Origin of the sequence: Lysobacter panacisoli, from assembly GCF_009765165.1 — a bacterium.
GTDB lineage: Bacteria > Pseudomonadota > Gammaproteobacteria > Xanthomonadales > Xanthomonadaceae > Lysobacter_J > Lysobacter_J panacisoli.
In genome coordinates this window covers 694,969-718,284 of record NZ_VLNU01000001.1, presented here as the reverse complement: position 1 = coordinate 718,284, position 23,316 = coordinate 694,969, and the positions used below count along the sequence as shown (strand labels likewise).

The window sequence follows — 23,316 nt, the reverse complement described above, 5'->3', positions numbered from 1 at the left end:
GCGTATCGCGCGAAACTCGCGCAGGAACATGCGCGATACAAGGACATGGCTGACGTGAATGCGTTGCCGCCGATCTTCCACTACTGGTCGCACACCTACTTGCGGCCGATGGTGGAGGAGTTCGACGTTCGGCATCCGGACGAGTGGTTTGCCAACCACCTTCATGAAAGCGCGGTCCGTACCGGTACGGATCGGCCGCGATTCATCAGCATCGGCGCCGGCAACTGCGACACCGAGGTCCGGGTGGCCAAGCTGCTGAGGCAGAAGGGGCTGGACGGCTTCGTGATCGAGTGCCTGGACCTCAATACCCACATGCTTGCGCGCGGTCGCGAACTGGCCAAGGCCGAAGGCGTCCAGTCCAACGTGGGCTTCGTCGAAGGCGACTTCAATCGCTGGCGCGCCGACGGACGCTACGACGGTGTCATGGCGTCCCAGTCCCTGCATCACGTCATGGCGCTGGAAGACTTGTTCGACGAGGTCCGTCGTGCCCTGCATCCCACCGGGATGTTCGTCATCAGCGACATCATCGGTCGCAACGGGCACATGCGCTGGCCGGAAGCCCTGGATGACGTGCAACGCTTCTGGCAGGAGATGCCGACGGAGTACCGGTACAACCGCCTCCTGTCGCGGCACGAAGAGACATACGAGAACTGGGACTGTTCCGACGAAGGTTTCGAGGGGATCCGCGCGCAGGACATCCTTCCGACCTTGCTGGAGCGATTCGAGTTCTACAAGTTCATTGGGTTCGCCAACGTCATCGACCCGTTCATCGACCGCGCGTTCGGCCACAATTTCAATGCTGATGCCGAGTGGGATCGTGCGTTCATCGATCGCATCCACCAGCTCGACGAGGCTGGCTTCGCGGATGGCAGGCTCAAGCCGACCCACATGTTCGCGGCGCTTACGCTGTCGGAACCGCCGCAGCGGCAGTACTCGCGTGGTCTCTCGCCAGAGGCCTGCGTCCGGACGGCCTGACCGCGTAACGGGTCGGGCTCGCGTGAGGGATGGACTTCTTTCCCCGGCTTGAACGAAGCCGAGGGTCGGGGCAACGTCAAGGAGTTGGCATGGCTCGACACGGACAAGCGAACGCGTGCGTGGGCAGCGACGATATCGGGCCTACGACGGACGAGCACTTCGACAGCTACACGCGCTGGCAGGAAATGGCGGCCGCCAGCGATCGCTATGATCGACGCGGGCAGTTCGAACAGGCGCTGCCAAAGCTGGCGGTCGACGATCTGTGGCACGGATGGTGCGGCTTGTGCGAGCGCCACGTCCGCTGCTCACGGCTCCATTCGTTGCCGGGTTTCCGGAGACGCTGGTCCGGGCGACCGTATCGAGCAACGGCACCGTCACGCACCTGCAGCCGCCGGAGTACCACGGTGATCCGGCCGCGGGTTCTGGCATCCTTTGCTATTACCATTTCGGCTGGGACCTGCTCGAGGCAACGCGCGCCGCGGGCTTTACCAAGGTCGACATGGTCCTCCCTTGGAATCCGGGCGTGGGCCTGATGGGCTCGCTCTGGACATTGACCGCGGTGCGATGATGACGAAAGTGCGGATTTCGGGGCCGATGCTGGTCGGCATGACAGCGGCTGCGCTGCTTGCAGTGTGGTTCCTTCTTGCACCGCTGGACTCGCTGGTCGACAAGGGGCCGTTCGACTGGCACATCCAGCAGCTGGAGTTCCGCCAGGGCGGGCTTGAAGTGCTGCTGCTGTGGGCGCTGCTCTTCGGTGCGCTCTCGCTGCCTGATCGACGCCACGGACTCCTGCTCGGGCTGGGTGCGGCTTGGTTGTATGGCCGACGACACGGCGTCGACCTGTCCGTCGCCCTGGTGGTCCTGTATGTGGAAGCGATCTTCGCGCTGGGAAGGACGGCCCTGGAACGGATCGTGGGCCCGCAGTCGCTGCGTCCGACCTCCCTTCTCGTAGCCGGAATGTTCGGCCTGGTGGTGTGGTCGCTCGTCATCTGGACCTGCTCGGCGCTGGGACTGGGGTCGGTTGGCGCGATCAGGTTGATCGCGATTGCCGTCCTCGGTGGCGTGCTCCTGTTCTATCGGGGGCCACGCCTGGTCACACTGGTGTGGCGCTTCATGCCTACTCGGCGACTGATCGACCGCTGGATCGTGGCGGGATTGGCGACCTTCTTCATGGCGCTGTTCGCCAAGTCCTCCGTGTGGGTGGACTTCGACTCCGCCTGGTATGGCCTGCAGTCCGAGAAAGTCCTCGTCGGCGATGGCAGCCTGTTCGCGTCGCAGGAGATGGTCTGGCTCGTCCATTACTACCCGAAGGTGTACGAGGCGCTCGCGTTGCCCTTCGCCGGGCTGGGCAGCGTCTCGTTGATCTTCGGCCTGGGCATAGTGAGCTGGTCGCTGATCGCGTTCACGCTGGTGGCGATCCTGCGCGAATACGGCGTCAGCCCCACCTTGCGTCTGATCGGAACGGCGCTGGTCTGTTCCATGCCCGCACTTGCGAACATCGCGATGACGGCCAAGGGCGATGCGTTCGCTGCATGGCTCCTGATGATGGGCGTGCTGGGCCTCGTCAAGTATCGCCGCGGCAATGGTTCGCAGTGGTTCTGGATCGGTCTGGCAGCCATTGGCCTGGGAACGCAGAGCCGACTGTCGAGCGTGCCCTATGCGGCGCTCCTGCTCATGCTTTACGGCTACGCGCTCGTCGCGCGGTGGCGCACCGACGGCGGTCTGGCAGGTCTGAAGGGCAAGGGGTTCTGGATCTTCGCCATTGCGGCCATCCTCATTGCTGCGAGCCTGGGACGGACGTTCCACAATTCCGGTGTGCTGCTGGTGGCGCCCAACGTGGCCGTCGAACTGCAGCTGGCCCTGGGGCTCCGTGCGGACGCACCAGCGGGCTTGCTGCTGGCAATGAAGGACGACATCCAGCGGCTGCCGCTGGTCGATGGCATGTGGGGCATCCTGTTCGACCCCGCGCGTTTCCTGCACCTGATCATCACCTGGATCGGGAACGTCTGGATCTTCCTGCCGCTGGCATTCCTGCTGCTGGGCGGCGCGACTTCGCGTAGGCGTACCGCCGACATCGCGTCATGGCCGCTGCTGTTCGTGGGTGCGGGGTTCTTCGCGACCATGTTCGGCCTGCGCATGCTGGCGGGAGGCGATGGCAACTATTTCATCGTGCCCATCACCTGCCTCACGCTCTGGGGCGTGGTACTGGTGAACAAACTGCACGATCAGCCGCGCCGTTTCCTGGAAGTTGCGTTGCTCCCGTTCTTCGTCTGCGGGCTTGGAATCTCATTCATTACCGGTGCGTGGGGGTATGGCACCCGCCCGTTCGACGCGGTGATGACCCGGTTGCCTTTCGAGTACGCCGCGCGCGGAAAGCGGGAAATCGCCGAAGCCCATCTTCAGGGTGTCGCGAAGTTCTTCAGCGGGATGTCTCCGGGCACCCATGTCGTGGGACTCGAGGTATTCGGCGTGAGCGATCGCCTGCCCTCGGGATGGTTCCTGCCCGTCCAGTACGAGGTGCTGGAATCGTTCGATTGGCAGAATCCCTCGCTGATCGCATCCCCGGATGCATTCGGGCGCTACCTGCTGACCGCTGGAGTCGAGTACGTGATCGTGCCCAAGCGTCCCATGCGCAACGAGGTCGAGTTGCGGGTTGGACGCGACATCGCCGCCAACAAGGAACGCGGCACCCTGGAGCTCGCGTACCAGGACGACCACTATGTCGTCTGGCAGGTCGTGGGCGGCAGCAGGCCGGGCGATGGGCGTGCGCCCGCGATGAGGTCTCCACTGGCCGGCAAGGGGCTGGCGGTCGTGAGCGTCGATGAGGAGCTGGTCTGCTACGGCAGTCGCAACCAGGTCGCGAAAGTCACGTGGAAGGGTGCGCCTGGACCGGTTGCCATCGAAGTGATGGCGCCAGGTGGAGACGTTGCTCAGCTGTGGGTAGCGGGCGGCAACAGTGGCACGGCCGAAACCGGCCCGTGGGTGATGAAGGGCGTGGAGTTCATATTCCGGGACGGCGTGCAGGGCAAGGAGATCGGACGCGTCAGCGTCATGCCCCCTTGCCCCTGACCGGGTTCGCGGTCAGGCGGATGGCGGCTTGTCGGCGAACAGCTCGACGAGCCAGCCCAGGAATGCACCCAGCAGCAGATAGCCGAAGAACACCAGCGAAAGCGAAAGTGCGCGGTCTGCAGGTACGCCCAGTACGCCGAGCAGGCCCACGTATCCGCCCTCGCGCAGCCCCAGTCCCGCGAAACTGATCGGCACGATCAGCAGGAGTGCGACGCAGGCGTAAACCAGGGTCCAGTTCGCGATCGACAGCTCGATCCCGAGATGGGACGCGATGAGCGGGTGGACGGCGATGCAGCACGCGTGGAAGACAACGGCCATGCCGAAGTTCTCCGCCAGCGGCCGTGGGCGCCGCGCAATGCCTGAAGCCGTATCGAGCAGTTTGAGTGCGCCATCGCGAAGGCGTTGGAAGCGTATCGTCGCGATGACCCGCTTCCACCGGCCCGTGAAGCGCGGATCGAACATCAACAGCAGCGCCAGGCCCAGGGCCACGCTGGCTGCCAGCAGGAGCCAGCGCAACTGGACGGGCAGTCCTGTCGCGAAGGGCGCCATCAGCGTCGCGATCACGAACAGCGCGAGGATGGCGATCAGCTTGTCGAGGACGGTGGCGGCCGCGGCGCGACCCAGCGCGCCGTGCGTGCGTCCCAGTCGATACGCCTTCACCGCTTCGCCCGCAACCTGGCCGGGCAGGATGACGCTGTAGAACATCGAGCTGAGCGTGACCATCACCACCGTGCCCATCCGGGCTTCCGGCATGAGGCGCTGCAGCCTGACCGCGGAAAGCAGCCAGGAGAGCATCGTGATCACTGCGCCCGCGGCGAGCGCGCCAATCGGGAGGCGGCCGAGTTCGAGCATCACTTCCTTCGGCGGCGCGCTCCGGAACAGGAGCGCGATCAAGAGCAGCGATGCCGCAATCTTGATCGCAAACCGGAAGGGCGTGCTCCGAAGCAGCCGCTGCATGACGCCGACTCCCTCAGGCCGCATGCGCATCCCGCGCAGTACCGCAGACGTTCACGAATCCCTCCGGAAAACGAACTCGTTGCACCCGATCGGCACGATGGTCCTGGTGAAGTTCACCGGCGTGAACCCGAGGCGGCTCGCGTGCGTTTCGATCTCGTTGCGACTCGCGTACTCGTACGGATAACCGCCGACCCAGTCCACGACGTTGTAGTAGAAGTCCATGCCGCGCTCCATCTTCAACGGATTGCGCCCGGTGACGAGCAGCTTCGCGACGTAGATCACCGGCACGAAAAGCCGGTTCATGAGCGACTGGAGCACCTTTGGCAGTGCGACATACAGGCGCTTGATCGCGAGCCAGGGGAGAGAACTCCAATGGCGGTTGTAGATTGCGATCACGAGGTGGCCGCCCGGTCGGACGAGGCTGGCAGCGTTCTCGATGGCCTGCCACATGCGGCCCGTGTGGTGCAGCACGCCCCACGAATGAACGACGTCGTAGCCGCCAGGCTGCCATGCGCGCACGACGTCGAGTGGCTGTCCGTCCAGGATCGAGCCGACGGCAATCTCTGCGTCGGCGCCAGCCACGTTCAGGCGTTCACGATTGGCGACGAACACGTCCCTGCACTTGGGATTGATGTCCAGGCCGTGGACTTTCGCACCGTGCTCGATCGCGCAAAGCAGGGAAAGGCCTTGCCCAAAGCCAATGTCGATGAACGTCCGGTCCTTCAGCGGTATTCCTTCCATGAGCTTGGAAAAGTCGGCGCGCGCCTGCTGGAATCGCTCTTCCGTCAGCGCCTGTTCCGAGAACTCCTTCCAGTTCTGGCCAAAGTCGAATGCAGACTGCGTCATCGATGGTCTCCGCTCTCGAAGTATTCCGCATAGCGCCGGGCGGTCGCTTCCCAGCTGTAGCCGTCCAGCATGCTTTGCCGCGCGGCGGAACCCAGGACCTCGCGCGTGCGTGCATCCGCGGCGAGTCGCGAGATCGCGGCGACCAGTGCTTGCGGTTCGGCAAGGTCGAACAGTAGCCCGGTCTGTTCATGCTTGACGAGTTCGTCATTGCCGGCGACCCCGCTTGCGATGACCGGAAGTCCCGATGCCATTGCCTCGAGCACCGTGTTGGGCATGCCCTCGTACAGCGAAGGATTCACGAACACATGCGACTCGCGATACAGCGCGCCGAGCTCGGGTTTGGTGAGCCAACCGCGCCACGTGATCGCGGAGTCCACGCCAAGTTCCCTTGCCTCGCGTTGAAGCGAGTCGCGAAGCGGGCCGTCTCCCACCATCGTCAGATGCAGCGATGGTGTCTGCGATCGGGCGGACTCGAACGCGCGGATCAGCACCGACAGGTTCTTCTGTTCCGTGAAACGACCGGCGAACAGGAGTCGCACCACTTCATCCGCAGGGGGGACGGCCGGTGGGTGGAAGAAAGTGGTGTCCACGCCATTGGCGATCACCTGGACCGCAATGGGATCCGCCGCAAGCGACAGGGCCGCGAGGCCGTGTGAGTTCGCCGTAACCGCGGACGCGCCACGCAGCACCATCCGGCGCGCGGGAGTGATGAATCGCTGGATGGATGTCAGTCCAGCTTCGGTGCCAGGCACGTCGCCCCCGCGAAGCGCAACGACGTATGGCGTGCCGGAGAGCAGCTTGGTAAGCCATCCGATGGGGCCGCAGGGCACAGAGAAGAAGACAATGCACCCGTCTGCCTCGATGCGTCGTGCCAGGCGTGGGACGACCCAGCATGCCCGCCATACGTAGCTGGCCATTTCAACGAGGGAAGCGCGGTCCACGCGCGCGCGGCGGCTGCGCAACCTCAGCAGGGAAACGCCCTCGTCGCTCGTCTCGCCTGCAAGCTCGCGATAGGCGCCAGTCACCACGGTAACCCGATGTCCCAGCGCGTGCAGGGCGCGCGCGAGGTACGCGGTCGCATTGCCGGCGCCGCCCCCGAGGGGAGGGTACTCGTAGTTGACCAGGACCAGCTTCATGGGCTGCACCGCGCTACCAGCACGGCGCTCGAAACCGCTGCACGCTCGCCCATTGCCGCGAAGCGTTCGGTCAATCTGTCCTGCACGCGTGCGAAGTCCTGCGCAAGCGATTCGCTTCGCACGATCGAAGTATCGAAGCCGGCAGCCGAGAGTGCGCCGAGATGGTCATCGAGGCGCCATCGCGGCAGGTCGCCCGGATCGAGCCAGCGCCGCCAGGTGTCATCCCGGAACGTCAGGAACGCATAGGGATACTTGAAGAAATGATCGCGGTAGTCGATCTGGTGCAGCATGACGCCATCCGGCGAAAGCACGCGTCGGCAGTCGCGGAAGAACGTGCCGAGGTCGGTGACGTGCTCGAGCACGGAATTGGACAGCAGCAGGTCGACGGATCCATCGGGAATCTCGTCGAAGCCCGTCGCGCGTGCGACGCGTGCCGCCGTGCTTTCGGCGACATCGAAGCGATGCATGAGCGCATGGTCGAGTTCGCGATCGTACGGGGCGAAAGGTTCCATCGCGACGACGCTTGATGCGCCCGCCGCGGCGAGGCCGTACGCAACGGCGTTGGTACGCCCCGCACCGATCTCGGCCACACGCAGACCGTTGAGTCCATGACCTGCCTGCGCCAGCGCGTCGACGTACGAGGCGACGATGTTGCCCGGAGCCGACTCATTGACGCTGCTGCGGTAGTAGGGCAGCCAGCGCGACAACCGGTTCGCGGTGCGTTCGTTGAACACGAAGCGGCGGACGAGGCGCAAGGCGACGTATTCGCATCGGGACAGCCGGTTCATTGCGGCAACGCCCGGCAAAGGTGCGAATGGCCCAGGATCCAGTCGCTCCAGAGGTAGGCGCGCTCATCGGATCGGCCCGCGACATGCAGCTGCCGCTTGCGCGTATCGAAGTCCGAGCCGCCCGCGAAGGGAGGCTGCCAAGACGGGATCTTCTGGTCGCGGAACCACTGTCCGATCGGTACGCCAAAGCCCTGCTTGGGGCGATTGACGATTTCCTCGGGCAGGAGGGAGCGGGCGACCTGCTTGAGGATCCACTTGGTCGTACCGCCCCGCAGCTTCGTGTCCGCGGGCAGTCGTCGCGCGAAATCGACGAGGTCGCAGTCGAGGAAGGGCGCGCGCACTTCCAGCGAGTGGAGCATGCTGGCGCGATCCACCTTCACCAGGATGTCGTCCTGCAGGTACAACTTCACGTAGAACGCGATGGTGCGATCGACGTCGTTGGTACTGGCGCAGCCATCCCAGGCTTCGATCGATTCGGAATACAGGTCGTTGAGGTCGATCGGCTCGTCGAAGAGTTCCGCGAGTTCGCTCGGTGCCAGCGGCGACATCCAGACCGGCAGGCGCAGGTGCTTGGGATGGTCCATGCCCCGCAACGTCCGCTTCAGGCGGAAATCCAGGCTCATGTAGCGATGCGATACGGGCAGTCGCGAGACCGCCAGCGATACCGCGCGATGCACCGGGCGCGGCATGACGGCATCGTAGTAGCGGGCATAGCGCAGCGCGACGAACGGGTCATAGCCGGCGAACAGTTCGTCCGCGCCATCGCCGCCGATCGCGACCGTGACATGCCTGCGCGCATGCTCGCAGAGCAGGTAAGTGGGGAGGATCGACGAATCCGCGATCGGCTCGTCCAGTCGTGCCGCGATATCGGGCAGGATCTCGAGCGCGCGCTGCACGGAGAGCCGCTCGAGATGATGCTCGGCGCCGATGTGCGTCGCGACAGTCTGGGCGTGCGCGCTCTCGTCGAAGGTCGCCTCGTCGAAGCCGATCGAGAACGTCTTCAGGCGCTCGCGGCCCACATGTCGGATCGCGAGGGCGGAGATCGTGGAGGAGTCGATGCCACCCGACAGGAAGCTGCCGACCGGTACATCCGCCACCAGGCGCCGCTTGACCGCGGCGTCCAGGCGTTCGCGGAGTTCTTCCTGCCAACGCTCCTCTGCATTCGCGGGGCGCTCGTCGAACGGTTCGGGCTGGTATTCCCAATAGCATTGGACGACCGGCTGCAATGTGTCGAGCGATAGCGTCAGCGAGTGTCCGCCTGGCAGCTTGTACACGTTCTCGAGGAACGTCAGCGGTGCTGGCACGAAGCCGTAGCCGAAGTATTTGCGCAGCGCACGCGCACTCAGCGTCGCCGGAACCGCAGGGTGCTCGCGCAGTGCGGTGAGCTCCGACGCGAACACGAAACCCTGCGCGCTGGCATGGTAGTAGAGAGGCTTCTTGCCGAATCGGTCCTTCGAAAGGAACAGGAGGCGGCGTTCGCGGTCGTGGAGTGCGAACGCCCACATGCCATTGAGGCGATGGACCATCTGCGGTCCCCAATGTCGCCAGGCATGCAGCAGCACTTCGGTGTCGGAGTGGTCGCTCTGGAACCTCGCGCCCAGGCCCTCAAGCTCAATGCGCAGTTCGCGGAAGTTGTAGATCTCGCCGTTGAATACGATGCTGGTCCGCCCGTCGAGCGTACGCATCGGCTGATAGCCGCCGGCGATGTCGAGGATCGACAGGCGACGGTGGGCGAGATGGACGCGCTGTTCGTCGTCCGAGAAGAAGCCCGCACTGTCCGGCCCGCGATGGGCGATCCGGTCGGTCATGCGCTTCAATGCTTCGGGGTTGGCGGTCCCGACGAACCCTGCGATGCCGCACACGGTCAGTTGCCTTCCCTGATGCGCCCCGCCTGGACGATGCGTCCGATCCGGTAGACGGGCTTCGCCTGCGATTCGTGGTAGGTACGGTTGAGCATCTCCGCGAGCAGGCCCATGAGGATGCTGAGGATGCCGATGGCGAACAGCATCACAGCGAGCGTCGGCAACGGAGTGAGGATGAACGAGACGCCTTCGAAGATCTTGAGCGCCAGCGCCCACAGCAGGGTCAGTGCGGCAGTCGCGATGCTCGCCATACCGAATCCGCCGAAGACGTAGATCGGCTTGCCCGAATACTTGAACAGGAACTTCACCACCAACAGGTCGAGCACGACCTTGATGACGCGCTCCAGGCCGTACTTGGATTCACCGTGGATGCGCGGGTGGTGGGTGACCTCGATCTCGGTCACGCGCGCGCCATTCCAGGCCGCGTAGATCGGCACGAAGCGGTGCATTTCGCCGTACAGCTTCACGCCATCGAGCACGTTGCGGCGGTAGGCCTTGAGTGAGCAACCGTAGTCGTGCAGGTGTACACCGGACACGTGCGAGATCAGGTCGTTGGCGATGCGGCTGGGCAGGTTGCGCTTGATCGCCGCATCCTTGCGGTCCTTGCGCCAGCCGGAGACGACGTCATAGCCCTCGTCGAGCCGGGACAGGAGCTTGCCGATATCCGCCGGGTCGTTCTGCAGGTCGCCGTCCATCGGGATGACGATCTCGCCGCGCGCATGGTCCAGTCCGGCCATCAATGCGGCGGTCTGTCCGAAATTCCGGCTCAGGTGGATCACGCGGACGCGATCGTCGCTTGCCGCCACTTCGTCCAGGCGCTCGGTGGAGCGGTCCTTGCTGCCGTCGTTGACCAGGATGAGTTCCCAGGTGTGCTTCAGACCGTCGAGCGCGTCCCGGGTGCGCTGGTAGAGCAACGGAATGTTGTCTTCCTCGTTGTAGATCGGGATCGTGACCGACAGGTAGGGGTTCTGGCTGGCGTCAGCGGACGGGGAGATGGCGGCATCCATGTTCATCGGGACTTCCGGAGGGCTCGTAAGTGCGCATGCCGTGGCACTGCGCAGACGTTTCGCAGCCGCGGTTTCACGCGGCCAATTGCAAAATTAGAACACGTACGCCGGTCGAAAAGATGCGAGCCGAAGAGGCATGCGCGGTTGCTCGTGGTGGTCGGTAGGCGCCTGGTGCACATGCCGCGAGGCGATGCATGCGGCGATGTCGACGCCGCCGCACGGCCTCGCCTTGAATGGAACAGCTGGCCGGGCGGCTGAGCGCCCGGCCTTGAAGCATCAAACCCGGCTCAGAGCGCCTTCTCGAGCTCCGGCACCAGCTGGAACAGATCCCCCACCAGGCCGATGTCGGCGATCTCGAAGATCGGCGCGTCGCCGTCCTTGTTGATGGCGACGATGGTGCCGGCGTCCTTGATGCCCGTCAGGTGCTGGATCGCGCCGGAAATGCCGACGGCGATGTAGAGCTCCGGCGCGATGATCTTGCCGGTCTGGCCGACCTGCAGTTCGTTCGGCACGTAGCCCGCATCGACCGCCGCGCGCGATGCGCCGACGGCGGCACCGAGCTTGTCGGCCAGCGCGTAGATCACCTTGAAGTTGTCGGCCGAGCCGACACCGCGGCCACCCGACACCACGCGACGCGCGCTCTGAAGGTCGGGGCGGTCGGACTTGCCGGCGGCCAGGCCCTGGTAGCGGGTGTGAGTCGGCAGGGCGGCATCGACGGACACGGCTTCGACCGCGGCACTGCCGCCGCGCGCCGCTTCCGGCCACGAGGCCGTGCGCACGGTCGCGACCACGGTGTGGTCGGCCGGGGCTTCGACGGTGATGATCGCGTTGCCCGCATAGATCGGGCGCTTGAAGGTGTGGCTGGCTTCCACCGCCATCACGTCCGACACCTGCGCGACGCCGAGCAGCGCGGCGACGCAGGGCATCAGGTCCTTGCCGAAGGTGGTGCTGGGGCCGAACACGTGGCTGTAGCCGGCGGCGATCTTGGCCACCTGCGGCGCCTGCACCTGGGCGATGGCGTTCGCATTGGCGGCGTTGGCGACGGTCAGCACCTTGGCGACGCCGGCAATCTGCGCGGCCTCGGCGGCGATGGCGCCCGGATCGGCGGCCAGCACAACGATATCGATGGACTCCGGCTTCAGCGCCTGCGCGGCGGAAACGCACTTGGCGGTGGAGGCGTTGAGCTTGCCGTCCAGATGTTCGGCGACGATCAGAACCTTGCTCATCACAGCAGCCCCTTTTGCTTGAGTGCGGCGACCAGTTCGGCCGCGTCCTTCACCATCACGCCCTTGCTGCGCTTGACCGGCGCGGCGTAGTGGGTCGTCTTGAGCGTGTCGCCTGCGTCCACGCCGAGGTCGGCGAACGCGATGGTCTCCAGCGGCTTGCTCTTGGCCTTCATGATGTCCGGCAGCTTGATGAAGCGCGGCTCATTGAGGCGCAGGTCGGTGGTAACCACCGCCGGCAGGTCGACTTCCAGCGTTTCCAGGCCGGCGTCCACTTCGCGGGTCACCGTGGCCTTGCCGTCGGCGATCTCCAGCTTCGAGGCGAACGTCGCCTGCGGACGGCCCCACAGCGTGGCCAGCATCTGGCCGGTCTGGCTGGCGTCGTCGTCGATGGCCTGCTTGCCCAGGATGACCAGGTCCGGCTGTTCCTTCTCGATCAGCTTGAGCAGGGCGCGGGCAGCGGTCAGCGACTGGATCGGCCCATCGGCGACCACGTGGATGGCGCGGTTGGCGCCCATTGCCAGGCCGTTGCGCAGGTGGGCCTGGGCATCGGCGGGGGCGATCGTGGCGACCACGACTTCGGTCGCAATGCCCTTGTCGCGCAGGCGCAGGGCCTCTTCCAGGGCGATTTCGTCGAACGGGTTGGCCGACAGCTTGACGCCGTCGGTGACCACGCCGGAGCCGTCCGGCTTGACCTGGATGCGGACATTGAAGTCCACCACGCGCTTGTAGCCGACGAGGATCTTCATCGTGCGGGGGTTCCTATGGTTGCGCGGCCGATTGCGGGCCGAGAGCCGCCAATTCTAGCCGAGAGGCGCTCCCTACGCAGGCGTGTGGTGGCCCGGCCGGCCGGGAGGCGGGTGCTCCGGCCGCCGGATTGCGTTAACCGGAGGGAAGGGGAATCGCAGGAGCGCGGACGCCGTCGGGTCAATGGCTTCACCCGATCCGGTACCCTTCAGCGCGCTCATCCTCCACGGAGTCGAAATGCTTCATCCGGTCATTCTCAGCGGCGGCAGCGGGACCCGGTTGTGGCCGCTGTCGCGGCAGAACCAGCCCAAGCAGTTCCTGGCGCTCATGGGCGACCATTCGCTGTACCAGGAGACCGTTCTGCGCGCGAGCAAGCTGCCGGGCGCGCAGCCGCCGATCACGGTGTGCAGCGACGACCACCGCTTCATGGTCGGCGAGCAGCTCCAGGCGATCCGGATCGCCAGCGGCGGCATCCTGCTGGAGCCGGCCGCGCGCAGCACCGCGCCGGCGATCGCGCTGGCCGCGTTGCATGCGCTCACGCGCGATCCGGACGCGACCTTGCTGGTGATGCCGGCCGACCACCTCATCGACGACGAAGCCGCGTTCCGCGGCGCGGTCGAGGCCGCCACCGGCCTGGCCGGGCAGGGTTGGCTGGTGACCTTCGGCATCACCCCCGAATACGCCGAAACCGGCTACGGCTACATCCTGCGCGGCGAATCGCTGGGCGATGGCGGCTACCGCGTCGAACGCTTCGTCGAGAAGCCCGACAAGGACACCGCCGAACGCTACGTCGCCGAAGGCACGTATGCGTGGAACTCGGGCATGTTCCTGTTCCGCGCGCAGCGTTACCTCGACGAACTGGCGACGCATGCGCCGGTGATCCTCGCCGCCGCGCGCAACGCGATGGCCGCGTCGAAGACCGACCTCGATTTCATCCGCGTCGACCACGACGCGTTCGCCGCCAGCCCGAGCGATTCCATCGACTACGCGGTGATGGAAAAGACCGATCGCGCCGCGGTCGTGCCGGTGAGCTGCGGCTGGAGCGACATCGGTTCGTGGTCGTCGCTGTGGTCCGTCGCCGAACGCGACGACGACGGCAACCGCTACGAAGGCGACGTGATCGCGGTCGATACGCGCGACAGCCTCGTGCGTGCATCGGAGCGCCGCATGATCGCGACCATCGGCGTGGAAGACCTGGTCATCGTCGACACCGCCGACGCGACGCTGGTCGCGCGCAAGGATCGCGTGCAGGACGTGAAGGCCGTGGTCGATCGCCTCAAGCAGGCAGGTCGCCAGGAGCACCTGTTCCACCGCAAGGTGTACCGCCCGTGGGGCAGCTACGACTCGATCGGTGTCGGTGCGCGTTTCCAGGTCAAGCGCATCGTCGTGAAGCCCGGCGCGGCGCTGAGCCTGCAGAAGCATGCGCACCGCGCCGAACACTGGGTCGTCGTGTCGGGCGTGGCCGAAGTCACGTGCGACGACCGCGTGTTCGACCTGCACGAGAACGAGAGCGCCTACATCCCGCTGGGCAGCGTGCATCGCCTGCGCAATCGCGGCATCGAGCCGGTGGAGCTGATCGAAGTGCAGTCGGGCAGCTATCTCGGCGAGGACGACATCGTCCGTCTCGAGGACGTGTACGGCCGCTCGTGAGGCCGCTCAGGCGTGGGCGCGTTGCAGCGCCTGCGCCAGCACCGCGGCGAAGCGCTCGGCGCTTCCCGCGGAATGCGCGAAGAACAGCGAGGGCTCGCACAGTTCCAGTTCGAGCAGACGCGGCGTGCCGTCCGCATCGCGGATGAGGTCCACGCGCGCGTAGGCGAGCGGTTCGGGCAGTGCGAGCGCTTCGTGCGCGGCCTGCATCACGCGCTGCGCCAGTGCGATCTCGTCCGCCTGCGGCGTGCGCGCCGTGATCGCCTCGGCAGCGAACAGGTGCGATGTGGGCCCTTCGTCCGGGCGCAGTAGCGGCCCCTTGCGTATCGCGTGGCTGAAGCGCCCGGCGAAGAACATCAGCGCCGTTTCGCCGTCGCGATCCACCGAGGCCAGGTACGGCTGCAGCATCGCGCTGCGATCGGCGTCGAGCAGCCGCGCCACGTGGTTGGCGGCGGCGAATTCCTGCGAACGCGCATAGCGCTGCGCATCCTTCGAGCCCGCACCGACCGCGGGCTTCACGACGAACTCGGCCGCATCGGCGTGTTCGGCGAGGAACGCCTGCAACGCCGGCAGCGGCTCCATGTCGGGCTCGACGAAGCGCGTCGCGACCACCGGTACGCCTCGGCTTTCCAGTTCGGCCAGGTAGTGCTTGTCCGTGTTCCAGCGCACCACCGGCAACGGATTCACGAGCTGCGTCTGCGCGGAAACGCGTTCGCACCATTGCAGGAACTCGGAAAGGCGCGGCACGTAGTCCCACGGCGAGCGCAGGATCGCGGCGTCGAAACGGCCCCAGCCGACGGTGGGATCGTCCCAGGCACGGACCTGCACGGCCATGCCGGCCTTGGCGCATGCATCCAGCAGCGGTGCGAGGTCGTCGTCCAGTCCGGCGGCTGCGATCGCGGTGACGAGGGCGATGCGGGTCATGGCCGCAGTCTAGTCGGTCCCCATGCCCGAAGGTACGGTGGTTCCGGTGCGTCGCCACGGTAAACTGCGGGACATTGCGCAGATCCGACACTGGAGTCCGTCATGGCCGCGACGCAAACCGGCGCACGCAGGAATAAGGTCTATCCCGGCGCCCGCGAGGCGCTCGAAGGCATCATCTCCGACGGACAGACGCTCGCCGTCGGCGGCTTCGGTCTGTGCGGCATTCCCGAAGCGCTGATCGCCGCCCTGCGCGACAGCGGCGCGAAGGGACTGACCGCGATTTCCAACAACGCCGGCGTCGATGGCTTCGGCCTCGGCCTGCTGCTGGAGACGCGGCAGATCAGGAAGATGATCTCGTCCTACGTCGGCGAGAACAAGGAATTCGAGCGCCAGTTCCTGTCGGGCGAACTCGAACTGGAATTCAACCCGCAGGGCACGCTGGCCGAGCGCCTGCGCGCCGGCGGCGCAGGCATCCCGGCGTTCTTCACCCGCACCGGTTACGGCACGATCGTGGCCGAGGGTAAGGAAACGCGCGAGTTCGACGGCCACCATTACGTGATGGAAACCGCGCTCAAGGCCGACGTGTCGCTGGTCAAGGCGTGGAAGGCCGACAAGGCGGGCAACCTCGTCTTCCGCAAGACCGCGCGCAACTTCAATCCGGCGTGCGCGATGGCCGGCGCGATCTGCGTGGCCGAAGTCGAGCAGCTGGTGGAGATCGGTGAGATCGATCCCGACCACGTGCACCTGCCGGGCATCTATGTCGACCGCATCGTCCTCAACGCTTCGCCCGAGAAGCGCATCGAGCAGCGCACCGTGCGCGCGACCTGACCTTACGAACACAGGACACTGACATGGCTTGGACCCGCGACCAGATGGCGCAGCGCGCCGCACGCGAACTCACCGACGGCGCCTACGTGAACCTCGGCATCGGCCTGCCGACGCTGGTGGCCAACTTCATTCCGGACGGAATGGACGTGTGGCTGCAGAGCGAGAACGGCCTGCTCGGCATCGGCCCGTTCCCGACCGAAGCCGAAGTCGACGCCGACCTCATCAACGCCGGCAAGCAGACCGTGACCGCGCGTCCCGGCGCGAGCTACTTCGGCAGCCACGATTCCTTCGCGATGATCCGCGGCGGCCACATCGACCTGGCGATCCTCGGCGCGATGCAGGTCACCGCCAGCGGCGACCTCGCCAACTGGATGGTGCCCGGCAAGATGGTCAAGGGCATGGGCGGTGCGATGGACCTCGTCGCCGGCGTGAAGCGCGTGGTCGTGCTGATGGAGCACACCGCGAAGAACGGCGAACACAAGATCCTGCCCGAATGCACGCTGCCGCTGACCGGCGTGGGCGTGGTCAACCGCATCATCACCGAGCTGGCCGTGATGGACGTGACGCCCGACGGCCTGACGCTGGTCGAACTCGCGCCCGATGTCACCGCGGATGAACTGCGCGGGAAGACGGGCGTGCCGTTCAAGCGCTGAAAATGGTATCGGCAGCATCCGTGCAGTAGCATTCGCCGTTCGCTGATCGGATCGTTGTCGAAATGCCCGAAAGTCGTGTTCCCGCAAGGCCCCGCGAGCGGCTGGCGCCGCTCGATGCCATCCCCGCCTGCGCCGTCTGCGGCGGAGATCGATACCGCCACCAGGATGTGCTCTGGCAGGGACTGGTCGACGAATGGGCGCTCTTGCCGGACGAGGTGGCCTACGTCAACCGCCAGCAGGGCACGGTCTGCGAGCGCTGCGGATGCAACATCCGGTCGATCGCGCTGGGCAAGGCGCTTTGCATCGCCTTCGGTCGCGAAGGCACGCTCGACGCCATGCTGGATGCGCCGCCTGCCATCCGCCTGCTCGAAGTGAATGAAGCCGGCACGCTGCACTGGCGCCTGGGGCGCCTGTCGGGACACGTGTTCGGGAGCTATCCGGACGTCGACCTTCAGGCGATGGCGTTCGACGACGCCAGCTTCGACGCGGTGGTGCATTCGGACACGCTGGAGCACGTACCGGATCCGCAGCTCGCGCTTGCCGAGACTCTCCGCGTACTTCGTCCCGGAGGCGCGGCGATCTTCACCGTGCCCATCGTGATGGGGCGCATGAGCGTCCTGCGCACCGGACTGGGCCCCAGCTACCACGGCGATCCGAGCCAGGCGGGAGCGGACCTGATCGTGCACACCGAGTTTGGCGCCGATACCTGGGCGATGGTGCTGCAGGCAGGTTTCACGCGTTGCGAGATGGTCGCGTTCGACTATCCTGCAGGCATCGCGATCATCGCCCGGCGCTGACGACCGCCGGCGTCGCGCCGGTTACAGGTTCTGGTAGTTCGGTCCCGAGCCGCCTTCCGGCGTCACCCAGTCGATGATCTCGTACGGGTCCTTGATGTCGCAGGTCTTGCAGTGCACGCAGTTGGCGGCGTTGATCTGCAGGCGCTTGCCGGCTTCGTCCTGCACGATCTCGTAGACGCCGGCCGGGCAGAAACGCGTGCAGGGGTTGTCGTATTCCTCGGCGCAACGCGTGATGCAGATGGACGTGTCGCGCACCTTCAGGTGCACCGGCTGGTCCTCGTCGTGTTCGGTCGCGGCGTAATAAACGCCCTGCAGGCGATCGCGCGGCGCGAGCGTGCGGTCGACATAATCGCGCTTGGGCTCTTCGTGTTCGCCGACCTTGTCCAGCGACGACCAGTCCGCCTTGTTCTTCAGCGTCCACGGCGACAGGCCGAAGGTGATGGTTTCCCACGCGGCGTTGAGCAGCCCGAACCACATGCCGCGCTTGAAGCCCGGCTTCACGTTGCGGATCTTCTTCAGCTCCGCCATCGCTTCGGACGCACGCAGCTTCGCATCGAAGCCCTGCGGCGACAGCTGCGAGGCGACCAGGTGTTCGGCGGCGAGCATGCCGGAACGGATCGCCTGGTGCGTGCCCTTGATCTTGGGCACGTTGAGCAGGCCGGCGGTATCGCCGATCAGGATCGCGCCGGGCATCTCCAGCTTCGGCAGCGATTGCCAGCCACCGGTGACGATCGCGCGCGCGCCGGCCGACAGGATGCTGCCGCCTTCGAGCAGCGGCTTCACCGATGGGTGGTTCTTCCATTGCTGGAAGGCTTCCCACGGCTTGTATTCCGGATCCTTGTAGTCGAGGCCGCTGACGTAGCCCAGCGCGATGCGGCCCTTGTCCAGGTGGTACAGGAAGCTGCCGCCGTAGGTGTTGTTGTCGGCCGGCCAGCCGATCGCGTGCACGACCTTGCCGGGCTCGACGCGGTCTTCCGGCACCTGCCACAGCTCCTTGATGCCGATCGAATAGCCTTGCGGATCGCTGTCGGCGTCGAGCTTGAACTGCTTGATCAAGCGCTTGGTGAGGTGACCGCGCGCGCCTTCGGCGAGCACGGTGACCTTGGCGCGGATGTCGATGCCGGCAGTGAAGCCGGGTTTGTGCGAACCGTCGCGGGCCACGCCCATGTCGCCGATGCGCACACCGATCACGGCGCCGCTGTCATCGTGCAGCGTCTCGGACGCGGCGAAGCCGGGGTAGATCTCCACGCCCAGCGCTTCGGCCTGCGGTGCGAGCCATGCGCACATCGCGCCGAGGCTGACGATCACGTTGCCGTGGTTGTGCATGCCCGGCGGCAGCATCAGCTTCTGGCCACCATTCTTGGTCAGGAACCAGAACTCGTCCTTCGTCACCGGCACGCAGATCGGCGGCGGGTTGTCGCGCCAGTTCGGCAGCAACGCATCGAGCGGGCCGGGCTCGATCACCGCGCCGGACAGGATGTGCGCGCCGATGGTCGAAGCCTTCTCGATCACGCAGACCGAGATCTCCGGATTGAGCTGCTTCAGGCGGATCGCGAACGACAATCCGGCCGGACCGGCGCCGACGGTGACGACGTCGTACTCCATCACGTCGCGTTCGATGGCGCTGGGATCGGACTGGCTCATGCTGGCGGCTCCGCGGCGTGGCTGGCTGATTCGAATGCGAATTGTCGCGTTTTTGCGCGGCAAGCGCCAAATACGCCGTGCTAGCGTGGCGTATGGTCCTGTCCGACATCCCGCTGCCCGGCGCGGAATTGCGCTTCGATCCGCACTGGCTCGGCCCGCTGGAGGCCGATGCGCTGCTCGCCGCGCTGCACGCGCAGGTGCCGTGGGAAGTGCACCGCATCCGTCTTTTCGGGCGCGAGGTCGATTCGCCGCGCCTGAGCTGCTGGATCGGCGATCCCGAGGCCCGTTACCGCTATTCCGGCACCGATTTCACCCCGCATCCCTGGCCCGAGGCGCTCGTGCCCGTGCGCGAACGCCTGCAGGACGCGCTGGGCGTTTCGTTCAACAGTGTGTTGACCAATCTGTACCGCGACGGCAGCGACGCGATGGGCTGGCACAGCGACGCGGAGCCCGAACTCGGACCGGAACCCGTCATTGCCTCGATCAGCCTTGGCGCGACGCGCCGTTTCGCGCTCAAGCACCGGAACCAGCCGGAACAGCGCCTCGCGCTTGATCTGCCACACGGCAGCCTGCTGGTGATGTCGGGCGCGACCCAGCGCAATTACCGGCACGCGCTGCCGCGCACGAGCCGGCCGATGCGGCCGCGCATCAACCTGACGTTCCGCCGCATCCTGCGCGGCTGAGGGGATCTCAGTCGCGAGCGCCGGCGGGGCGGGACTGCTGGTAGGTCTGGCCGCTGGCCAGCGTCCAGCCGGCGATGTCGCGACCGATGCCGGCCAGCGACTGTTCAAATGCCTGCGCCACGTCGGCCACGGCGGTGCTCGTTGCCGGCTGCGCCTGCAGGAACACCTTCGATGCGGCGACCTTCTGGTCGGCGACGTGCAGCAGCTTGGCGCTCACCTCGATCGTGGCCGCTGGGGAACCCTGCACGTAATCCGATTCGAAGCGGCGGATGTCGAGCAGCAGTCGGTAGTCCGCGCTGATGCCCGCGCCCTGGCGCGCCACCGCGGCGATGCGCCCGGAATCCTCCAGCGTGCGCAGCACGGTGTCCTGCAGCATGTCCGACGGCGGACGCGCCCACTGCGCGCCGCGATACACCTGCAGTTCGCCCGGGGTCGGACGCACCGCGATGCGCAGGCTGTCGATCAGGCGCGATGCGCTCGGCGACGACAGTGCGAGCTGCCAGTCCACCTTCGGCCAGCCCGGTTCGGCCTGCACGCGCGGATCGGGCGCGTAGATCGTGCTGGTGCTCTTGGGCTTGTCGCTGAGGATCGAACAGCCGGCGAGGGCCATCGTCAGGCCGGCGGCCAGCCAGGTGCGTGCGCGCGTCGTCATTCGGGTTCGAACTCCTTGGGGGCGTCGCGACCGAGCAGGTAGCGCGTGGGATTGCCGTCGAGGCGATCGCTGATGCGGCGCAGGTCGCGCACGAGCGAACGCAGTTCAGCGAGCGTCGGCCCGAGCTGGGCAAGGCCGTCGTTGGCGAAACTGTTGATCGCGGTGCGGTTGTCGCTGAGCAGGCCGTTGGCGTTGTTGGCTGCCGAATCCAGCCGCGTCAGCGTGCTGTCGAGCTTGGCGATCAGCCCCGGCAGTTTGGCGACCAGTTCGCGGTCGACGCTCTCGACTGCGCGGTTGGTGTTGTCGAGCGTGGTCGACAGCTTCTCGCTGGACGCGCGCGCGGCGATGATCAGGGCGCGCAGGTCCTCGCGCTGGCCGGCGATCGAACCGGTCATCGCTTCCACGTTCGCCAGCGTGTTGGACACGCGTTTGACGTTCTCGTCGCTGAGCACCTGGTCCAGGCGCGAGACGAGACGGTTGGCGGTGTCGGCGATGTTCTGCAACGCGGACGCTTCGGTCTGGATCACCGGGACTTCGCGACGGTCCACGTCCGACAGCATCGGGCTGCCCGGGCTGCCGCCGGTGAGCTGGATGAAGGGACTGCCGGTGATGCCCTGGATCGACAGCTTGGCGCGCGTGTCGCTGCGCACCGGCGTGCTGGCCTGCAGGCGCAGCAGTGCGATCACGCGGCGCGGATCGTCCGGCGCCAGGCTCAGGTTCTGCACGGTGCCCACGGAGATGCCGTTGTACTGCACCGAGCCGCCTTCGGTCAGGCCGGTGACGGGCTCGTTGAACAGCACCGCGTAATTGCGCCATTCCTTCTCGGAGGAATACTTCGCCGCCCACAGTGCGAAGAGCAGCAGGAACAGCGTCACCACGATGGTGAACGCACCGATCAGCACGTAGTTGGCCCGGGTTTCCATGACGTCAGCTTGCCGCCTCGAGGGTGGTGCGTGCGGCGCGCGCACGCGGACCGTGGAAGTAGTCCTGGACCCACGGGTGATCGAAACGCTCGACCTCGGCCAGCGGTGCGCAGACGATCACCTTGCGGTCGGCCAGCACGGCGACGCGGTCACAGATAGCGTAAAGCGTGTCGAGGTCGTGTGTGATGAGGAACACCGTCAGCCCCAGCGCCTGTTGCAGGGTGCGGATCAGGCGGTCGAACGCGGCCGCACCGATCGGGTCCAGTCCCGCAGTGGGTTCGTCCAGGAACAGCAGCGGCGGGTCCAGCGCCAGCGCCCGCGCCAGGCCGGCGCGCTTGCGCATGCCGCCCGAGAGCTGCGACGGCAGCTTGTTGAGCGCATCCGCAGGCAGGCCGGCGAGCTTGATCTTGAGCAGCGCGAGTTCGTAGCGCAGCGAATCGGGCAGGTCGCCGTGGTACTCCTTCAGCGGCACCTGCACGTTCTCGCCGACGGTCAGCGACGAGAACAGCGCGCCGTCCTGGAACAGCACGCCCGTGTTGCGTTCGATCGCGCGCCGCTGCACCGCGTCGTCGGTCCGGGCGTTGAGTCCCAGCACTTCGATCTCGCCGGCGTTGGGTTCGCGCAGGCCGAGGATGGAACGCATCAGCACGGACTTGCCCGTGCCCGAACCGCCGACGATCCCGATGATCTCGCCGCGCCGCACTTCGAGGTCGACGCCGTCGTGCACGACCTGTTCGCCGAAGCGGTTGACCAGCCCGCGCACGCGCACGATAGGCGTGGTGTCGCAGGGGAGGGGATGCAGGGGCGCGACGGCGTTCAGACGTTCATCTCCATGAACCAGATCGCGAAGAACGCATCGAGCACGATCACCATCGAGATCGACTGCACCACGCTGGACGTCGTGCGTTCGCCGACCGACTGCGCCGTGCCTTCGACCTGCAGGCCTTCCAGGCAGCCGATCAGGCTGATCAGCAGCGCGAAGACCGGCGCCTTCGCCAGCCCGACCAGGAAATGACGCAGCTCCATCGTCTCGTGCATGCGCGCCAGGTATTGCTGCGGCGGGATGTCGAGGCTGTAGGCGCCGACGGTCAGGCCGCCGAGCAGGCCGAACACCATCGCGATGAAGGTGAGCAGCGGCAGCATCACCAGCAGCGCGAGCATGCGCGGGATCACCAGCAGGTCGATCGGATCCATGCCGAGCGTGCGGATCGCATCGACTTCCTCGCGGCTGACCATCGCGCCGATCTGCGCGGTGAAGGCGCTGGCGGTGCGGCCGGCGAGCACGATCGCGGTGAGCAGCACGGCGAACTCGCGCAGGAACGAGATGCTTACCAGCTCGACCACGAAGATCTGCGCACCGAAGTCGCGCAGGATGTTCGCGCCGAGGAACGCGACCACCGCGCCGACCAGGAAGCACAGCAGCGCCACCAGCGGCACCGCGTCGAGGCCGACCTGTTCCATGTGGTACACGGTGGCGGTGGGGCGGAAGCGCGCCGGCTCCTTGAACATGCGCAGCAGCTTCACCTGCGCCTCGCCGAGGAACCCGACCAGCGCGAGCGCTTCCTTCCAGTTGTTGTGCACGGCGCGGCCGAGTCGCGCCAGCGCCGCACTGACGCCGTACTCGCGCTTCTTTCGCGGACGGTCGTCGGCCACGTCCTCGATCGCCGAGACCAGGGCGCGGTGCGACTCGTGGAAGGTGAACACCGACAGGTCGATGCCGTGGCGCCGCGCGAAGCGCAGCAGTTGCAGCACGCCGACGGAGTCGAGCCGTTCGACGCCGGTCGCGTCGATCGACTCGACGGTCTCGGGTACCTCGCACAGGGCGTCGCCGATGTGCGCCGCGTAGTCCAGCGTCCATGCGCCGGACAGCCGGACGCGCGAAGGCGCGTGGCCTTCGGTGGCGATCTGCGGCGGGTGCGCGGTGGACTCGATCATCGAATGGACCCGGGGCCCGG

General features: G+C 66.4%; 22 protein-coding genes. 8 read left to right on the top strand and 14 right to left on the bottom strand.

What is annotated here, in order from left to right; genetic code table 11:
- Window positions 1-54: 54 nt before the first annotated feature.
- From FOF45_RS03550 to FOF45_RS03540, 3 genes are all read left to right on the top strand, one after another.
- Entirely contained in the window at window positions 55-975 is a 921-nt protein-coding gene (locus tag FOF45_RS03550) for a class I SAM-dependent methyltransferase (protein ID WP_158982633.1), read from the top strand.
- Between the two features lie 283 nt (window positions 976-1,258).
- Window positions 1,259-1,543, top strand: coding sequence for a hypothetical protein (locus tag FOF45_RS03545; RefSeq protein ID WP_158982632.1), 285 nt, complete (start codon window positions 1,259-1,261; stop codon window positions 1,541-1,543).
- Entirely contained in the window at window positions 1,540-4,044 is a 2,505-nt protein-coding gene (locus tag FOF45_RS03540; RefSeq protein ID WP_158982631.1) for a hypothetical protein, read from the top strand. The genes FOF45_RS03545 and FOF45_RS03540 overlap by 4 nt, the downstream gene beginning before the upstream one ends.
- Window positions 4,045-4,056: 12 nt before the next feature.
- On the opposite strand, the gene FOF45_RS03535 is transcribed toward FOF45_RS03540, so the two are convergent.
- From FOF45_RS03535 to FOF45_RS03500, 8 genes are all read right to left on the bottom strand, one after another.
- Window positions 4,057-5,001: a lysylphosphatidylglycerol synthase transmembrane domain-containing protein gene (locus tag FOF45_RS03535; protein WP_158982630.1), complete on the bottom strand. Its 945-nt coding sequence runs from the start codon at window positions 4,999-5,001 to the stop codon at window positions 4,057-4,059.
- 51 nt (window positions 5,002-5,052) lie between these two features.
- Complete coding sequence (locus tag FOF45_RS03530) at window positions 5,053-5,847, bottom strand: class I SAM-dependent methyltransferase (protein WP_158982629.1); 795 nt, start codon at window positions 5,845-5,847, stop codon at window positions 5,053-5,055.
- Window positions 5,844-6,983: a glycosyltransferase family 4 protein gene (locus FOF45_RS03525; RefSeq protein ID WP_158982628.1), complete on the bottom strand. Its 1,140-nt coding sequence runs from the start codon at window positions 6,981-6,983 to the stop codon at window positions 5,844-5,846. Before FOF45_RS03525 ends, FOF45_RS03530 begins: the two co-directional genes overlap by 4 nt.
- Window positions 6,980-7,738 carry a methyltransferase domain-containing protein gene (locus tag FOF45_RS03520; protein ID WP_158982627.1) on the bottom strand — a complete coding sequence of 253 codons (759 nt, stop codon included), beginning with the start codon at window positions 7,736-7,738 and terminating at the stop codon, window positions 6,980-6,982. The genes FOF45_RS03525 and FOF45_RS03520 overlap by 4 nt, the downstream gene beginning before the upstream one ends.
- 29 nt (window positions 7,739-7,767) lie before the next feature.
- Window positions 7,768-9,633, bottom strand: a complete 1,866-nt coding sequence (gene asnB / locus FOF45_RS03515) for an asparagine synthase (glutamine-hydrolyzing) (RefSeq protein WP_158987191.1) — start codon at window positions 9,631-9,633, stop codon at window positions 7,768-7,770.
- Window positions 9,634-9,635: 2 nt separating this feature from the next.
- Window positions 9,636-10,646 (bottom strand): glycosyltransferase family 2 protein, encoded by a 1,011-nt coding sequence (locus FOF45_RS03510; RefSeq protein ID WP_233264035.1) that lies wholly within the window; start codon window positions 10,644-10,646, stop codon window positions 9,636-9,638.
- A gap of 281 nt (window positions 10,647-10,927) precedes the next feature.
- Complete coding sequence (locus FOF45_RS03505) at window positions 10,928-11,866, bottom strand: electron transfer flavoprotein subunit alpha/FixB family protein (RefSeq protein ID WP_158982626.1); 939 nt, start codon at window positions 11,864-11,866, stop codon at window positions 10,928-10,930.
- Entirely contained in the window at window positions 11,866-12,612 is a 747-nt protein-coding gene (locus tag FOF45_RS03500; RefSeq protein WP_158982625.1) for an electron transfer flavoprotein subunit beta/FixA family protein, read from the bottom strand. The genes FOF45_RS03505 and FOF45_RS03500 overlap by 1 nt, the downstream gene beginning before the upstream one ends.
- A gap of 235 nt (window positions 12,613-12,847) precedes the next feature.
- On the opposite strand from FOF45_RS03500, the gene FOF45_RS03495 reads away from it, so the two are divergent.
- Window positions 12,848-14,260, top strand: a complete 1,413-nt coding sequence (locus FOF45_RS03495; protein ID WP_158982624.1) for a mannose-1-phosphate guanylyltransferase/mannose-6-phosphate isomerase — start codon at window positions 12,848-12,850, stop codon at window positions 14,258-14,260.
- A 6-nt stretch (window positions 14,261-14,266) separates the two neighbouring features.
- Here FOF45_RS03495 and FOF45_RS03490 read toward each other — a convergent pair whose 3' ends face one another.
- Entirely contained in the window at window positions 14,267-15,181 is a 915-nt protein-coding gene (locus tag FOF45_RS03490) for an ATP-grasp domain-containing protein (RefSeq protein ID WP_158982623.1), read from the bottom strand.
- Between the two features lie 102 nt (window positions 15,182-15,283).
- Between FOF45_RS03490 and FOF45_RS03485 the strand changes: the two genes are divergently transcribed.
- The 3 genes from FOF45_RS03485 to FOF45_RS03475 all read left to right on the top strand — a co-directional run bounded on the left by FOF45_RS03485 (window position 15,284) and on the right by FOF45_RS03475 (window position 17,459).
- Window positions 15,284-16,009 (top strand): CoA transferase subunit A, encoded by a 726-nt coding sequence (locus FOF45_RS03485; protein ID WP_158982622.1) that lies wholly within the window; start codon window positions 15,284-15,286, stop codon window positions 16,007-16,009.
- Window positions 16,010-16,032: 23 nt separating this feature from the next.
- Window positions 16,033-16,662 carry a CoA transferase subunit B gene (locus FOF45_RS03480; protein ID WP_158982621.1) on the top strand — a complete coding sequence of 210 codons (630 nt, stop codon included), beginning with the start codon at window positions 16,033-16,035 and terminating at the stop codon, window positions 16,660-16,662.
- A 62-nt stretch (window positions 16,663-16,724) separates the two neighbouring features.
- Complete coding sequence (locus tag FOF45_RS03475; RefSeq protein ID WP_158982620.1) at window positions 16,725-17,459, top strand: class I SAM-dependent methyltransferase; 735 nt, start codon at window positions 16,725-16,727, stop codon at window positions 17,457-17,459.
- 21 nt (window positions 17,460-17,480) lie between these two features.
- Here FOF45_RS03475 and FOF45_RS03470 read toward each other — a convergent pair whose 3' ends face one another.
- On the bottom strand, window positions 17,481-19,103 hold the full coding sequence (locus tag FOF45_RS03470) for an electron transfer flavoprotein-ubiquinone oxidoreductase (RefSeq protein WP_158982619.1): 1,623 nt from the start codon (window positions 19,101-19,103) through the stop codon (window positions 17,481-17,483).
- 92 nt (window positions 19,104-19,195) lie between these two features.
- On the opposite strand from FOF45_RS03470, the gene FOF45_RS03465 reads away from it, so the two are divergent.
- Window positions 19,196-19,786 carry an alpha-ketoglutarate-dependent dioxygenase AlkB family protein gene (locus FOF45_RS03465; RefSeq protein WP_158987187.1) on the top strand — a complete coding sequence of 197 codons (591 nt, stop codon included), beginning with the start codon at window positions 19,196-19,198 and terminating at the stop codon, window positions 19,784-19,786.
- Window positions 19,787-19,793: 7 nt separating this feature from the next.
- Here the strand turns inward: FOF45_RS03465 and FOF45_RS03460 are convergent, their stop codons facing one another.
- Genes FOF45_RS03460 through FOF45_RS03445 form a run of 4 tightly spaced genes read right to left on the bottom strand, consistent with a single transcriptional unit; the run spans window position 19,794 to window position 23,296 of the window.
- Window positions 19,794-20,438: an ABC-type transport auxiliary lipoprotein family protein gene (locus FOF45_RS03460; RefSeq protein WP_158982618.1), complete on the bottom strand. Its 645-nt coding sequence runs from the start codon at window positions 20,436-20,438 to the stop codon at window positions 19,794-19,796.
- Window positions 20,435-21,361 (bottom strand): MlaD family protein, encoded by a 927-nt coding sequence (locus FOF45_RS03455; protein WP_158982617.1) that lies wholly within the window; start codon window positions 21,359-21,361, stop codon window positions 20,435-20,437. Before FOF45_RS03455 ends, FOF45_RS03460 begins: the two co-directional genes overlap by 4 nt.
- A gap of 4 nt (window positions 21,362-21,365) precedes the next feature.
- Window positions 21,366-22,181, bottom strand: a complete 816-nt coding sequence (locus tag FOF45_RS03450; protein WP_158987185.1) for an ABC transporter ATP-binding protein — start codon at window positions 22,179-22,181, stop codon at window positions 21,366-21,368.
- Window positions 22,178-23,296 carry an ABC transporter permease gene (locus tag FOF45_RS03445; RefSeq protein ID WP_158982616.1) on the bottom strand — a complete coding sequence of 373 codons (1,119 nt, stop codon included), beginning with the start codon at window positions 23,294-23,296 and terminating at the stop codon, window positions 22,178-22,180. Before FOF45_RS03445 ends, FOF45_RS03450 begins: the two co-directional genes overlap by 4 nt.
- Window positions 23,297-23,316 lie beyond the last annotated feature (20 nt).